The 13,573-nt window shown below is 55.6% G+C and carries 14 protein-coding genes; 7 read left to right on the top strand and 7 right to left on the bottom strand.

The genetic code is table 11. The features are described from left to right. Nucleotides 1-2 precede the first annotated feature (2 nt). From AAE514_RS09670 to AAE514_RS09660, 3 genes are all read left to right on the top strand, one after another. Nucleotides 3-3,494 (top strand): DUF637 domain-containing protein, encoded by a 3,492-nt coding sequence (locus tag AAE514_RS09670; protein WP_347331327.1) that lies wholly within the window; start codon nucleotides 3-5, stop codon nucleotides 3,492-3,494. 4 nt (nucleotides 3,495-3,498) lie between these two features. Beyond that, a complete protein-coding gene (locus tag AAE514_RS09665) occupies nucleotides 3,499-3,741 on the top strand; it encodes a hypothetical protein (RefSeq protein ID WP_347331326.1) in 243 nt (80 codons plus the stop codon). A gap of 203 nt (nucleotides 3,742-3,944) precedes the next feature. Next, on the top strand, nucleotides 3,945-4,250 hold the full coding sequence (locus tag AAE514_RS09660) for an A24 family peptidase (RefSeq protein WP_347331325.1): 306 nt from the start codon (nucleotides 3,945-3,947) through the stop codon (nucleotides 4,248-4,250). 226 nt (nucleotides 4,251-4,476) lie between these two features. On the opposite strand, the gene AAE514_RS09655 is transcribed toward AAE514_RS09660, so the two are convergent. Continuing rightward, entirely contained in the window at nucleotides 4,477-5,652 is a 1,176-nt protein-coding gene (locus AAE514_RS09655) for a lipase family protein (protein WP_347331324.1), read from the bottom strand. A gap of 50 nt (nucleotides 5,653-5,702) precedes the next feature. Then, nucleotides 5,703-6,449 carry a DUF6795 domain-containing protein gene (locus AAE514_RS09650; protein ID WP_347331323.1) on the bottom strand — a complete coding sequence of 249 codons (747 nt, stop codon included), beginning with the start codon at nucleotides 6,447-6,449 and terminating at the stop codon, nucleotides 5,703-5,705. 101 nt (nucleotides 6,450-6,550) lie between these two features. Here AAE514_RS09650 and AAE514_RS09645 point away from each other — a divergent pair, with 101 nt between their 5' ends. Both AAE514_RS09645 and AAE514_RS09640 read left to right on the top strand, forming a co-directional pair. Further along, the gene (locus AAE514_RS09645; protein ID WP_347331322.1) at nucleotides 6,551-6,802 is read left to right on the top strand and encodes a type II toxin-antitoxin system Phd/YefM family antitoxin; all 252 of its coding nucleotides are present in this window, start codon (nucleotides 6,551-6,553) and stop codon (nucleotides 6,800-6,802) included. Between the two features lie 103 nt (nucleotides 6,803-6,905). Beyond that, nucleotides 6,906-7,430, top strand: coding sequence for a hypothetical protein (locus tag AAE514_RS09640; RefSeq protein WP_347331321.1), 525 nt, complete (start codon nucleotides 6,906-6,908; stop codon nucleotides 7,428-7,430). A gap of 71 nt (nucleotides 7,431-7,501) precedes the next feature. Here AAE514_RS09640 and AAE514_RS09635 read toward each other — a convergent pair whose 3' ends face one another. Further along, nucleotides 7,502-8,941, bottom strand: a complete 1,440-nt coding sequence (locus AAE514_RS09635) for a YecA family protein (RefSeq protein ID WP_347331320.1) — start codon at nucleotides 8,939-8,941, stop codon at nucleotides 7,502-7,504. Between the two features lie 211 nt (nucleotides 8,942-9,152). Between AAE514_RS09635 and AAE514_RS09630 the strand changes: the two genes are divergently transcribed. Together AAE514_RS09630 and AAE514_RS18585 are read left to right on the top strand one after the other, a co-directional pair. Further along, nucleotides 9,153-9,584: an RpnC/YadD family protein gene (locus AAE514_RS09630; RefSeq protein WP_347331319.1), complete on the top strand. Its 432-nt coding sequence runs from the start codon at nucleotides 9,153-9,155 to the stop codon at nucleotides 9,582-9,584. After that, nucleotides 9,544-9,687 carry a DUF4351 domain-containing protein gene (locus AAE514_RS18585; RefSeq protein WP_430623894.1) on the top strand — a complete coding sequence of 48 codons (144 nt, stop codon included), beginning with the start codon at nucleotides 9,544-9,546 and terminating at the stop codon, nucleotides 9,685-9,687. Before AAE514_RS09630 ends, AAE514_RS18585 begins: the two co-directional genes overlap by 41 nt. 42 nt (nucleotides 9,688-9,729) lie before the next feature. Here the strand turns inward: AAE514_RS18585 and AAE514_RS09625 are convergent, their stop codons facing one another. From AAE514_RS09625 to AAE514_RS09615, 4 genes are all read right to left on the bottom strand, one after another. Next, a complete protein-coding gene (locus AAE514_RS09625; RefSeq protein WP_347331318.1) occupies nucleotides 9,730-11,139 on the bottom strand; it encodes an MBL fold metallo-hydrolase RNA specificity domain-containing protein in 1,410 nt (469 codons plus the stop codon). A 620-nt stretch (nucleotides 11,140-11,759) separates the two neighbouring features. Beyond that, a complete protein-coding gene (locus AAE514_RS18580; RefSeq protein ID WP_430623893.1) occupies nucleotides 11,760-12,059 on the bottom strand; it encodes a nucleotidyltransferase domain-containing protein in 300 nt (99 codons plus the stop codon). Between the two features lie 465 nt (nucleotides 12,060-12,524). Further along, nucleotides 12,525-12,944 carry a type VII toxin-antitoxin system HepT family RNase toxin gene (hepT, locus tag AAE514_RS09620; protein WP_347331317.1) on the bottom strand — a complete coding sequence of 140 codons (420 nt, stop codon included), beginning with the start codon at nucleotides 12,942-12,944 and terminating at the stop codon, nucleotides 12,525-12,527. Then, nucleotides 12,941-13,336: a nucleotidyltransferase domain-containing protein gene (locus AAE514_RS09615; RefSeq protein ID WP_347331316.1), complete on the bottom strand. Its 396-nt coding sequence runs from the start codon at nucleotides 13,334-13,336 to the stop codon at nucleotides 12,941-12,943. Before AAE514_RS09615 ends, hepT begins: the two co-directional genes overlap by 4 nt. Nucleotides 13,337-13,573: the final 237 nt, after the last annotated feature.

Genomic DNA, 13,573 nt, shown 5'->3' with positions numbered 1-13,573 from the left:
GAATGAAAACTGACTCTACATTATTGCAGCAGGTTCGAGTTTCCACCGGGTTCAAGCGCCTGTGCGCCTACTTTCTGTGCTTTGTGCTTCTGCTTCAAGGAAGCGTGGCCGCTCAGGCGTCCGTGCTTTCAAACCGGACCATTGAGCGCGACATAGCCAGCAGCCCCCTATTCGTACCCGCCGCGTCCTATGACGACGGTAAATACGGCACGCACGAGTTTATGGAGCAGTCCGCCCCCGGCGGGGCCACGGACCTGGAGAGCTTCTATAGCACACTGGAAGAACAGCCATACCGCCACCACCTGGGCGAACCCCGCTACGTACCCATTAACACCGGCGGCATTACCACTATTATTCCCACCTACGAGAAGCCCCGGTACATCGGCTCCCCGCTGGTGCAGTCCCGTTATATCAGGCATCAGATCCAGCATTTGCTGGGGCGCAACCTGATCGATGCGGACTCCAACCAATACGCCACTGAAACCAAGCAGCTCAATACGCTTTACCAGAACGCCCTTGCGTACCTGGAGAGTGAAGGCGGTGACCGCCTTTATGGTGAGGCGCTGGGGCTCGACCAGACAAACAGTGGCCTCAGTCAGCCCGCCCTCGTGTGGCCGGAGTTCCGGGAGATTAACGGAGAGACCGTTGTCGTTCCCGTGGTATACCTCAATAACGGCACCTATCAAGCCCGCAAAGTCACGGACCATGATACGACGTTCAATGGCGTCGCCAACTTCCCCAACGTGACCATCGACGGCGTCACCCTCAAGGGCGGCCGCGAGACTTTCTTAAGAGTGGCGGGCGACCTGAAGAATAACCAGGGTGTATTGCATGGAGATGGCTACCTTAATGTTCTGGTCGACGGCGACCTGGAGAACCTTTCGGGTAAGGTTATGGCCGAGGGCGACTTGTTCATTGGCGCGCACAATATTATTAACCGTACGATCGTTCACCGGTACGATTTCGGTGGCTCTCAGGGGGGCAAGTTTGGTGAAATCGCCTCTGTTCAGTCGGGGACGGGCAATGTAAAGCTTCAAGCGTCCAACGATATTCTTATTGAAGGCGGCATTGTGGAGGCCCCGTCCGGCGGCATTACCTTTGAGGCCGACGGCAGTATCTATATCGGCTCGGTTCAGTACGGCACCTCCTCCAGCCATGACGGCGGCTGGTACAACTCCAGCCGGAGCCAGACGCACTTCCTTACCTCCCGGTTGTCGGCCCAGGAAACCATTAGCCTGATGGCAAACGAGAACATCGTTATCGATGCCGCCGAGCTGAGCAGTGACGAGGGCCATATTACCCTGCTGGCGTCGCTCGGCATCACCATTGAAGACGACCTTCAGGAGAGCCGATACCAATCTCACTCCAAGTGGAACGACACCACGACTGATATTTCCTCCTATAAAACGGTGGCCATCCGCTCCGTTCTGGACGCTGGCAAAGGCGTGCGCATTCATTCCCTTTTTGGGGATATTACGCTAAAAGCGACCGATATTCGCTCCCAAGACGGGACCGTGGTCAACGCGGACAACGGCAAAGTGAATATGCTGATGACCGTGGAGAACGACCACTTCAGCTATCAGTCCGTCAGGGAGTCTCTCCTGACCGTTCGCTCCACCAGCCGTGGCCACAATATTGAAAACGGGGTGATGAACAGCATTGTCGGCGGCTTTGAAGCCAACGCGCTGTATGGCGTTTCGGTGGAATATGAGGGCGACCCGGACCTGAGCCTGGATGAGCAGCTGGACCACATTGCTGACTTTGAGGGGATGGACTGGATTGACACCGTTCGGGCGAACACAACCCCCGAGGACTGGCAAGCCATTATTACCGCTCATGAGCAGTGGGATGAAAGCTCCACCACGCTTTCCCCCGCCGCCATGGCCATTATATCGATTGCGGTGGCCGTTGCCACGCAAGGGGCGGGAAGCGGCCTGGCGGACATGATTGTTGGAAAGTCCGCAGAAGGGGTATTCAGCTCGGCTCTGCATGCCTCTATTCAAGCAGGCACCACGTCCATGATTTCCCAGGCGTCCGTGGCCGTGGCCAATGGCGCCGTCAATGGTGATGTGGGCGGCGCGCTTGAAGAGCTGGCCTCCAGTGACACCTTGAGAAATCTCGCCACCGCCATGGTGACAGCGGGCGCCATGGATTACCTGGACGCTCAGTTCTTCACCAACGAGGTCAGCCAATCCGAGCTAGATGCCGTGGCGGCGAAGATGGATATTGCCCAAGGCTCGCCCGAGTACTTCGCGCTGAAGGACACTATGGCGGAGCTATCCTTCGGTCAGCAGGCAGTACAGGCGCTCACCGAAGCAACCGTATCATCCGGCGTGGATACGGTGATGAATGGCGGAAGCCTGAGCGATTTCGGCGCCAACCTGGGCCCTGCCGTTGTCCAAAACTCCATCAACTTGCTCGGTAAGGAGCTTGCCAACAAAATTGGCGATGCCAGCAAGATCCAGGACAAAGAACTGCGCATAAACACCGCCACCAAGTACATCGCCCACGCCGCCCTGGGCTGCGTTATGGGCGCGGCGACATCGGCAAATGATTCCGGCAACTCAGACGAGGTTGAGCAAGGCTGCGCGTCCGGCGCCGGCGGCGCTGTGGTGGGCGAATTTGTCGCCGAGCAGATTCGGCAGGACTTTTTCAATTTAGCCGAAGATGGAGCCAGAACGGGAGAGCTTACACCTCTAGAGGCGGAAGAGCTTTACAATAAGTATAAAGAACAAGGCGTCAACATGGCCCGCCTGTCGGCCGCCCTCTCCGCATTTGCTTTTGGCGGCGATGTAAACATAGCCGACAGCACCGCAAAGAATGCCGCGGAGCACAATGCCTTTTGGTTTTTGGTGATTCCGGCTTTCATCGCGCTGGACAAAGCTTGGACTGCGTACCAGTATGTTTCATGGACGATAGACCTCGGCGAAGCTATCAAGGCGGGCGATGAAGACCGCGTCAACGAACTTCTCGAAGAAAAGAGCAAGGACTTTGCGGTAGAGATCGCGGTTGGCGTCATGCCTGGGGGAAGAATCCTCAAGAGCGCCGCTGAGCAGCTAAAAAAGCGGCTTCCCAAAAACTCCAAAGTGCTCGACGACCTAAATGAGTACGCGGAACGCCTAGAGGACGGTAATACGCAAGATATCGTACCTGGGCGACGTTCCGGGGAGATCCCGGAGCCAAAGTTTGAGCATCATGCTGGCGGCACAAAAAGTTCATTCGATGTTGCCAAGGAAGGGGGGAAGCATGCTGGCTTCCTTAAAAATAATTTGGCTCGATCGAGTGAAGAACTAACTAAAGGTATTTCAAAACTTGAAAGACAGATCGCTTTACACCAAGACAAAATTGCTAACCCTTCAAAGTATATTGATGGGTGGGGAGAATTAGATCCTCGTCAGCAACAAGCGTTGATCAACAAGAAGTGGCCATCTGATATACTACGACAGAGAGAGCAAAGAGACATTCTCAAAGGCATACTGAACGATAGGAGTTAACGCTATGACGGATCAACTATATAGAAGCTATATCTATGACTTAGGAACTTTGTTAAAACAGAAAGCTAAAGATGCAAAATTAGGAAAGGAAGCAGCTTTCGATACGAATGACGCTGATTACAAGCTTGGCTACCTTATGGCATTTCATGAGGTGATTTCGCTGATGCAGCAGCAGGCTGATTCGTTTGGAATAGAAAGAAAAGTAATTGGTTTGGAAGATATTGAGCCAGAAATCGACTTACTCTAGCGTGCTCAGAGGGGGGCGCTCGGCGCATGTCATACCGCAGCGCTAACTCCATGAGTGTAGAGAAAGCAGTTGAAGTCTAAGGTTAGCAGCTACCAAGAACTAAGGTTGACGTCTTTCACTTACAAGGGCTGAATGTTGGATTTCACGTCATCCCGGAAAAGCGTATTGGTCGCTCCAGAGAAAGAAGATAGAGGAAGTGCAATATGAGAAGTTGCCCAAACTGCAACACCCCTCTTAAGTTCAAAGATGTCCTTAAGGCCACCAACCCTGTAATTATGAAATGCAGCAGCTGCGGCGAGCCAATAAAAGCCGGCTACACGCCCTTAGTCGTAGGCATAATCCTGTTTGCGGTGCTGTACATCGCCTTTCGCACCACCCCTTTGGCGGAAGGCCCCAATGGCCTCCTGGCGAAGATTGGGTTCTTGGTGGTGCTTGCGGGGGTTTTTGAGTTTGGTTACTACCTTTTGCTGTCGAAGGGGGTTATCAAGTCTAACCTGGTAAAGTCTTAAACCCACGCTATCCGGGCGCTTCAGCGCCCGGGACTGCTCCCGAAATGGTACAAGTTGAGATGATGCTCAGTGAAAGCCCATCAACTGATGGCTTCCGGCTTTGACCAACTCTCCACTCCGACAAGAAAGATAATAGGGCCGGCGATCTTGCTTTCGATTGCCTGTTTTCCAAACAACCCAACGTATCAGAGGCGGTGGCTACCCTGATCTATAGGGAAGAGCCCAGTCAAACTGACTGTCCTTTGACCAAAGTCTGATCCAGAACCCTGCGAACCATGGTGTTCACTCTTTGCTGCAGGTCCAGAAGCACTTGTCTTAAAAAAGCTCGCGTGATATCTGCGCCCTCTACAATATCTGGGCGCCCAAGCAATACCAGTATCTTCCGGACCAAGTAGAGCACCCACCGAGAAACTGTTTCAGTCAAGCTCACACCTTTTTCCAGCATGACAGCAATGCTATCTAAAATCGTGAGTTGAGTTGAGCCGGCCATCGACAGAATGCGGGCTGCACCCGTCATGCAGCGCTCAAGCACATAAACCATTGCTCTGCCCAGCCATTCCAAGCTATCGACAGTTAAACCAATGAATGTTTTGTCCAATAGCCAACGCTCCACGGCGATATCCGACCCAACCCCATTGTGGGGCGCTTTGAGCGCCTGCCAACTTTTATCACCGATACTGTCGGCATAAAGCCCAATATTATGGTCAGCCTTGGTGGGCAAGGTTCCAATCTTCGGTAACCGATACGTTTGCGCTTGAAGGGGCGCATGAATAAAAGGCCAGATCGGAATATAAGGCACAACATCCGAACTTCGGTGCACCCGATAGAAATTTGACGGCCCCAAGGTTCGGGTATGCACACTCGCAAATCCATGTAGCCCTATTCTGGGCGAACCGAAGGTGTAGAGACACGGCTTAACATGGTAGGCCAGCTCCATCCACTCAGCACACAAGCTGGCTACGGCGCCGCCCAGACTGTGACCTATGCAATGGATTTGAGAGCCGGAAACGTGGTGCATGAGGGCCACAAGCTGGGGACGGAGAGATTTGAAGGTTTCACTAAAACCAGCGTGAATTGGTTGGTTATTACTTGAGCGTGACAAGGAGGCGTTCAAATTTGTTAGCCAGTCCGCCAGGTAGTCAGTTCCTCTAAAAACGATAAAAGCGTGGCCCTCAAACTGCTTACGACCTATTAGGCAAAGACCGAACGCCGTTCGGCATTTCAGGAAGCCAGGGCCGCCGGTCTTTCCAGCAAGCGAGCTATTTCCTACAACTTCAAAAATGTTTCTGTATCTCAGCCTGACTGCGTTTACCGCGTCTTCAACCGACGGGGTGCCGGATAGGAGGTATACCGCTTCCGCGAGATCTACGGCTTGGTTTGGCTTAATGGGGTTGCTCGTCATGAATAAACTCCCTTTCGATTATTTATATGTACGCTAGACATTACGGTGGTTTAGCTTTCCCAAATGTGGCTCTTCGACTCGTCGGGCTCCACATTCCATTCACATCGGCTGAAAACGATGCCGCCGCTGACCTCGATATAGCTTTCCTCGGCGCGGAGGTCACACGCCACGATCAACGCATCCCCTTTAGATTCGGCATTTGGCTTTGGGTCTCGTTTCACCCCTCCCCAAACCCTGATCACCTCTCCGTCATAGTGAGCATCTATCTGTTGGGAGGCCACAAACTCCATCGGTAAAAATTTCGCGACCGTCCGTTCATTCATTACCGGGAAATGAAAGCGGCCATGATCATCGGTTACCGTCTCATCACGTTGTTCGGACTGCCACTTGGCTGTGCGCACCAGGCGAACATTCGGAACGGGTTTTCCATTGACCGTCAGCACGCCGGACATTTCTGAAAACAGACAGACTTTTCCCATATCGGACAGGCTCATTGCAAAGACTCCCCCACTTGAGAGCGCCAAAAGAATTAGGATGAGGGGCTTCAACATACCGGCGACAAACCAAGAAAAGACGCTTCGGCGAGTCGAATAAAAGAAGGGTTGTGCTTCATATCGCTCCTTGCTCCGTGAGAGTTCTAAACTCCAGGCGTTAAAAGCTAGCAGGGGTAGCGAGAGTTTGCAACGCTTGGGAGGCAATTTTGTGATATGGGTCGGCTTCCCAGCCACCAGTTCGTGAGCGCCTTTACCCACCATACCTTCGGTGACAATGCCAATCTGGCCTCTGTCGAGCGACATGACACTGGATCGCTCCGTGAAATCACGCGCTCGCCCACGACTGGCGCCACCTAGGACCCTAGGTTACAGTAGTAAGTGTAACTTGCGGAGGGCACCCTATTATGGAAGCGACAACCATCGACCTGCGACTGCATACCAAGTCCCTTATGGCCGCCGTATCGCGGGGGGAGGAGGTTATTATTTCCTACCGTGGGAAAAGACGGGCGAAGCTCGTGCCTTTAGATGACACCGCCTCTGAACGTGCCAGCGTAAACCCGCTTTTCGGTTTGTGGGCCAGCGATAAGGAGCAACCCAGTGTAGAGGAACAGGTCCGGCAACTGTGCCAGCCCAGGAGCTTCGGCGATGTTGATTGACCGATTTGGATATTGATGTCTTTCGGCCCTAAAGGTTGAATAAAAGATCCCCTGGCCACTGGCCACAGCTCTCAAACAAGTACCAATCTTTGGAAATGCCTCAATGAACACCGGTCGCACCCTAGCCTCCACCTGTCTTTTTGCATTCAGCCTGCTCAGTCTGAGCTGCAGCCTGATGAACCCTGACCTTACCCGGAACCTGGAGCCTCAGCTGTGGTATCACCCCGATTATGGGGAGACCTATGTGTCTGACCACGCGGCGTATGAGGCGGCGGAGAAGGAGTGTGAGGAAACGGTGTATCAGCCTATTGAGATTGACGGTGAGCTGATCACCGGGGCGAGCAATGTCCGCCAGGCGTTTCTGGGGTATTACCTGGAGACGAGCAAGCAGATTAAACATGACCTGAAAATGAACGCCTACGGGGAATGGGGCGCCACTTCCTCGGTGGCCCGTAAGTACGGTTTGACGAATACGGCTTCCCTGCCGGATACCAACCGTTTGAACAGGCGCGCTACTGAAATTTTTCAGCTCATGGACCACCCGGACGTTTACGATTCCATCAGCAACATGATGAGCGCCCATGGTGACTGCATGGAAGAGAAAGGCTGGGTACCGGTCAAAGACTAAGTTTGATGCTTACCGCGTCGGGAACCATTTTCCGGCTCCCGAGGAGCCCTGCGCCTGGCCTTCGGTTTCACTTAGCGCTTGAGCCCCAGCGCCTCCCGCAAAGCATCCACGTCAGGGGCGAAAACATCGCCTTGTGCCCTACCCTCGAAGTCGAGGAGCAGCAGCTCCAAACGTTCCCGCCCTTTGGCGGTGCGGGCGGCCTCTCGCGGTGTTTTTCCCTCTAGTGCCGGCAGGGGTGAGTCCAGCCACTGCTCCCAGTGGGCCCGGCTCATTTCGGCCATCGCCTGTTGGACTTCGGGTGATTCCATCAACTCTTGCGAGCCAGGTTCCTCTGGATGGGGGGGTTCGAGCGACCCCAATTCGTCGAGCGACCCTTCTTTTTCCTCCACAAGCCGGGCACGTTTTCGCCCCAGGCGCTGGCCTATTCGGCGTTTGATGGAGGTGGCCCTGGGGTAGGAGTTGACTTCAACTTCCAACCGGTTTCCGTCGATTGTAATGTGCCCCAGCACGGTCACGCCCAAGCCGGCGTGGTGGGCACTGTCTCGGCGTAGCCACCGAAAGAAGGCGTTGGTCAGCGTGCCCGCGGGGTCGTATTGTGCCTCAGCCAATACTTCCTCCTCAGAGCCGCCGTTCCGTGTGTTGAGGGTTTTTAGTGCCTCCACCGCCTCACCGGGGGTGCAGGACAGTTCGTAGCATAGGGTGATGAAGGTGAGCGGGTCGCCGTCGGTGTTGACCAGCTCCGGCGGCACAGGGTTGAAGACCGACTCGCGGAACTCGCCGTACAGCTCCCGCAAGTCGGGGTCGAGCAGGTGCAGGGTTTCAAGGTCCAGGGGGCCGTAGGCCGTTGTATAGCTGTCTCGCACGGCGAGCAGGTTGGTCGCCTCGCTCGGTGGGATGATGATGGGCGCGCAGCCGAGCATGACGGTGGCCCCATCCAGGGTCACTATGCGGCTGTAGAGGATATCCCCCGGGTTCAGGTCTTCCGTGGCCATGCGCTCGAGCACCGTCACCTCGCGGCCGAGCAGCAGGTCTTTCAGTTTGAGGGACTGGTTGGGTGCGATGTCAGTGACCACAAAAAAGCTGTAGGGCTGCGCACAGGCGGCCTTGATAAAGCGCTGGGTGTAGTCATCCAGCCGGCGCCCGCCATGCTCCAGGTAGTGCTCGGCAATGGTTTCTGTTACCTCGGGGGCTTCCTCGGGCGGGAGGTCTTCGTTGTAAGGCTCCCAGTTGTACAGCACCCAGGGCAAGAAAATGGTTTCTACCTCTGGGGTGTCTTCGGACAAGGGCCAGTCGTACCCGACGGTAAACTCTTCCCAGGCGGCGATCATAAAGTTCTGGCCGTACACCTCTTTGGCGTGCGCGAGCATCGGTTCAACCAGCGTGCCCTCGGTTTTACGAAGGCGCTGGCGGCTCAGGTCGCTCACCGGTGGGGCCTGTTTGGGCAGGCAACACTTTTTGTATTTGCGCCCGCTGCCACAGGGGCAGGGGTCGTTGCGTCCGGTTTTGGCCAAAGCTTCATCTCCAGCAGCTGTTTATTTCAAAATCTGGTTGAACCGCCATTGGGCAAGGGCCCCAAAAGGCGTGCAATGGTAGCATTTTAAAGCCGTCCGTGTGGCCAAAGCAGAGGCGTCTTCCCACAGCTGGCCAACGGTACGCATTACATCATTGACAATATCACGCCCCTGAAATACTGTTTACTTATACAGCTTCTCAGGAGGTACTATGCCTAACAATAAGGAGTCCGCCCCGTTCGATGCCGGCTATAAGCTACTGTTTAGCAACCCCAAAATTGTTCAGGATTTGCTTGAGGGGTTCGTTAAGCCGGAATGGATCGATATGCGCCAACTACGGGAGCTGATGACCCAACCCGGTTACCGGCCTATGCAGCGCTCGGTAGCTATTTGGCTAAACCGCCTGTTGAGAGTAAGAGTTAAAGACGAAGCAATACCAGAGCTTCACAACTTAAATGAGGTAGACGCCATGTTGTCTGAAAAGCTGGCTGACTGGACGGAACAGTGGAAACAGGAGGGGTTAGAAGCAGGGTTGGAAGCAGGGTTGGAGCAAGGGTTAGCGAAAGGTCTGGAGCGGGGGGAGGCAAAGAGAAGCGGCCTTTTTGCTGAAGCTTTTAGAAAAACGCTTTGGCCCCCTGGATAATGCCTACCACCAGCGCATTGAGGCTGCCACTGTGGAGCAATTAGAGGCGTGGGGGGAGCGAATTTTGGACGCCCAAACCGCCGAAGAGGTGTTCTGTAAGTAACCAGGGCCCGGGACGCCAAAACTTCAGGGAAGATCAAGTGTGTTACTCGTTTCCCGGCAATAGCACCTCAAAGCGGTACTGTCGATCACTCCCCAAGCGCTCGAAGCGCTGCTTTAACGTTTCCCTCGCAGCAATGTCCCCGTGGACGAGCCGGATGGTTTTGGGCCATTGGCGCATGCGCTTTACGAAGTTGAGCAGGTCTTTCTGGTCCGCGTGGGCGGAGTAGCCGCCGATGGTGGTGACGCCGGCGTTGATGGTGTAGCGTTCGCCGTCGAGCTCGACCCAGCCGTGTTCGGGGCCGTATTGCTGGATGGAGCGCCCGGGGGTGCCAGCGGCCTGGTAGCCGACGAATAGAACGTGGTGGCGAGCGTCTTCGAGCATGGCTTTGAGGTAGTTGACCACCCTGCCCCCGGCCGCCATGCCGCTGGCGGCAAGAACAATGGCCGGGCGGCCGGTTTTGGCCAGGTAGCTGACAGTTTGCAGGTGCTCCTCATGGCTGTTCACGGTATAGAGGTTCTCAAAGTCCAAAGGGTGACGGCCGGCTTTGAGGCGCTTTTGGGCTTCGGCGTCCCAGAAGGGTTTGAGCTCGCGGTAAACCCGGGTGAATTTGGCGGCGAGCGGCGAGTCCACGATAATTTCCATCGCCTGCCAGTGCTCGCCGCCGCGATGGATCAAGTCTTCCAGTTCGTAGAGCAACTCCTGGGTGCGGCCGATGCTGAAGGCGGGAATGATGACGGTGCCTTGGTTTTCCAGGGCGTGCTCCACGGCAGCCTTGAGTTTTAGGCGTCGGCCTTTGCGGCTCTCGTGGGTGCGGTTACCGTAGGTGCTTTCGATAATAAGGGTGTCCGCTTTGTAAGGGGACTTGGGAGCCGGCAGTAGCGGCGCGTAAGGCGCCCCCAAGTCGCCGGAGAAGACGGTGCGATGGGTTTGCCCGTCCGGTTCGCACTGGTCGACTTCCACGTAGGCGGAGCCGAGGATGTGGCCGGCCCGTTGGAGCCGAATTTGGACGCGGCGGCCCTCTTCGTCCAGCACGGTTTGCCATGCTTTGTAGGGAAGCGGCACGAGCTGTTGGCCGACTTTATCGAGAAATTGTTCAATCAGGCGTTGGTCCCGAGTGAAACCGATTTTGAGGGCGTCTTCGATGACCAGCGGCAGGAGTTTGGCGGAGGGCTCGGAGCAATAGATTGGCCCGGCAAAGCCCGCGGCCAACAGGTACGGCAAGCGGCCTATGTGGTCAATATGAACGTGGGTGATTACCAGGGCGAACAAGCTATCGATATCGAAGCGAATTTGGTGTTGCTCGAGGCTGTCCACAGCCTCGGCATCCTGGCCCTGGAACAGGCCGCAATCCACCAACATGGCCTGTTCCGGCCCGGCGATATAACGGTGGCAGCTGCCGGTTACGCCGTCGGCGCCGCCGTGGTGGAGGAATTGGGGGTAGTGTTCGAGCATGCTGGTTTTTCCCTTCTCCATAAGACCCTTGCCCACAAGAACAGGGGCCAGCCTTTCGGCTGGCCCCTGGTGGTGACGGTCTTGGCCTGACGTGGCGGACCGCGCGTTGCTCGTCCTGAGCTTGTGGTACTGCGGGAGGGTCAGTCCACTTCCTTTTTAATTACCTGGCCTCTTTCCCTGCTCGGAGCCTTCCTTACTGTGGCCTCCTGCCAACGCTCTTCCTGGTGGCGTCCTGCCTTGAGTTCCGTGTGCCTGTCCTGGCAAGGGGTGTTTCCTTTCCCGTCCCTGTGATTCACATTCTCTCGCTGTAGGCGTCGTCTGAATAGACGATATACGCACTCCGGTTTGTAGGAGATTGACTATAGGTGCGGAAAAATGTGATGGATGCCACAACTTAGGGACACTCATCCCCTCGAGTGCGCTTCTTTACCTCCAGCGAAAGCCTTTCAGCAACGTTGACCATTGACTCGACCCAGAGCCTGGCCGTGTCCAGCGCGTCGGCAAGAACAGCAGGGTCTTCAATGTACTCATGGATCATCTGATTTCTAATCTTCCGGTGAGCCACCCACTCGTCAGCCGAGTCGAGCCAACCGAAACGCTCAGCCTTATCGAGGTTATCATCAGACTCTCTGCCCAGTCTGTCGTGCTATTTGGTGTATCGGTTTGGATTGCAGCTCAGGCGATTGGATGACAACATCAACATGCCGGCCATCAAGCCGCCTCTCCAGCTGTGAAGCACAACGAGCGGCACTCAGCGCAGGCCGAGGGACGGCTTCTTGGGGGATTATCAACAAGTCGATATCGCCCCCTCTACGTGAATCATCCAGCCTCGACCCGAATAGGTAGACCTCGACCCCAGGGCCAAAGACCTTCTCTGATGTCTGCCTTATAACGGTGCGTTGGTGTGGGGTCAGCCTCATAGTGCGCTCTCGTATCTCCACATGCCTTTATAGGATGATACGAGCGCGAAGCGCCAAGCGCAACGCGCTATTCGATGCGAGGAGAGGGAAAAGCGAGCCCATAAAGAACGGGGGCCAGCCTCTCGGCTGGCCCCTGATAGCTCCGGTCTCGGCCTGGGTGGCCGACACGCGGCTCTTCCTGAGCCGGTGATACGATGAGTTGGATCCATCCACTGCGGCCGTCCTGGCCGACTCCCCCTACCCTGAGCTTTCCTCCTGTGGCCTCGTGCCAACGCTCTTCCTGGTGGCTTCCTGCCTTTGGGTTCCGTGTGCCTGCCTGGCAAGGGGTGTTTCCTTTCCCGTCCCTGTGATTCACATTCTCTCGCCTAGGACGTCGTCTGAATAGACGAAATTCTCACTTTGGCTTGTAGGAGATTGACTACAAGGGAGTCATTTTGTGACCTGTATCTCAAAACCGCCTCAGAATTATGTTGCCAATGCCTGGAGCCCTTTGTGGGCGAACGCCAGCAGAGGACGGTAGTGCTCGTTTCGAATTAAGGACTCTAGCACCTCAACATCGGTATCCAGGTAGTCGTGAACCAGAACGTTTCTAAGGCCGATCACTTTTCTCCAGGGAATGGAGTGATCAATTTCTCCCCGTTCCTGCAGCACCTCTATCGCTTTTCGGGGCTCTGGGGACACGCGGGAGGTGATTTTTTTAGCCCAATGCTTGGCAACACCGAGGCAACTCTCAATCAGCACTTGGAGTGTTCGCTCTGCGGCAGCCCGTTCAAGACGGCTCCAGGGTCGCTGCTGCAGGAGGGCTTTGAGCTCGTCAAGATCCTGTTCGCACTCCAACAGGTGCTCTTTCTGAGCGGTCACATAAGCGTCGTTGGCCAGCGTCATAAGGCTCCAAAGTGTTTGCGGTGATATTCATAGTCCAACTCCCAGCGGGATAGTATGCGGGACTCCAGCCCCAAACGGATTTGAGGGTGCTGATCCAGTAGTAGCTTACCGTCTGAAAGAATAGCTATACCCAAAGGGATTGGCGCGATAGCAATGTCCACCACACTCAGTTGGCCTTCGGCCAGGCCACAGGCTTCGCGCCAATCTTCCGCCAGCATTTCTGGGCGAAGCCGCCGCTCCAGTGGGTCCTCAAGCCAGTCGGTAAACCCGACGGCGAAGTCAAAGTCGCTTTGAGCGTGGTGGCTTTCCCGGGCGCGAGAGCCATAGAGCCAAAGGGCCGCAATGTCATTACGAGCGCGGGCCAAGCTTATCACTTCTTGGGTGGTCGCCATTGTGTCGCCGTTTTTTCCTAATGGTGGTGATAATGCTAGAGGGATAGTTTACGGGTTAAAGGAGGGGTTGGGGAGAGCGGCCTAACCCCCTCCAACATTATTCAGTGGTTTGCTGGTCCAGCTATTCGACGCGGGGGAGGGAAAAGCGAGCCCATAAAGAACAGGGGCCAGCCTCTCGGCTGGCCCCTGATAGCTCCGGTCTCGGCCTGGGGTGGCCGACACGCGGCTCTTCCTGAG

This window comes from Marinimicrobium locisalis, from assembly GCF_039822625.1.
GTDB classification, from domain to species: domain Bacteria; phylum Pseudomonadota; class Gammaproteobacteria; order Pseudomonadales; family Cellvibrionaceae; genus Marinimicrobium; species Marinimicrobium locisalis.
The sequence above is the reverse complement of the archived record's forward strand: the minus strand, read 5'-3'. Positions and strand labels throughout refer to the sequence as shown.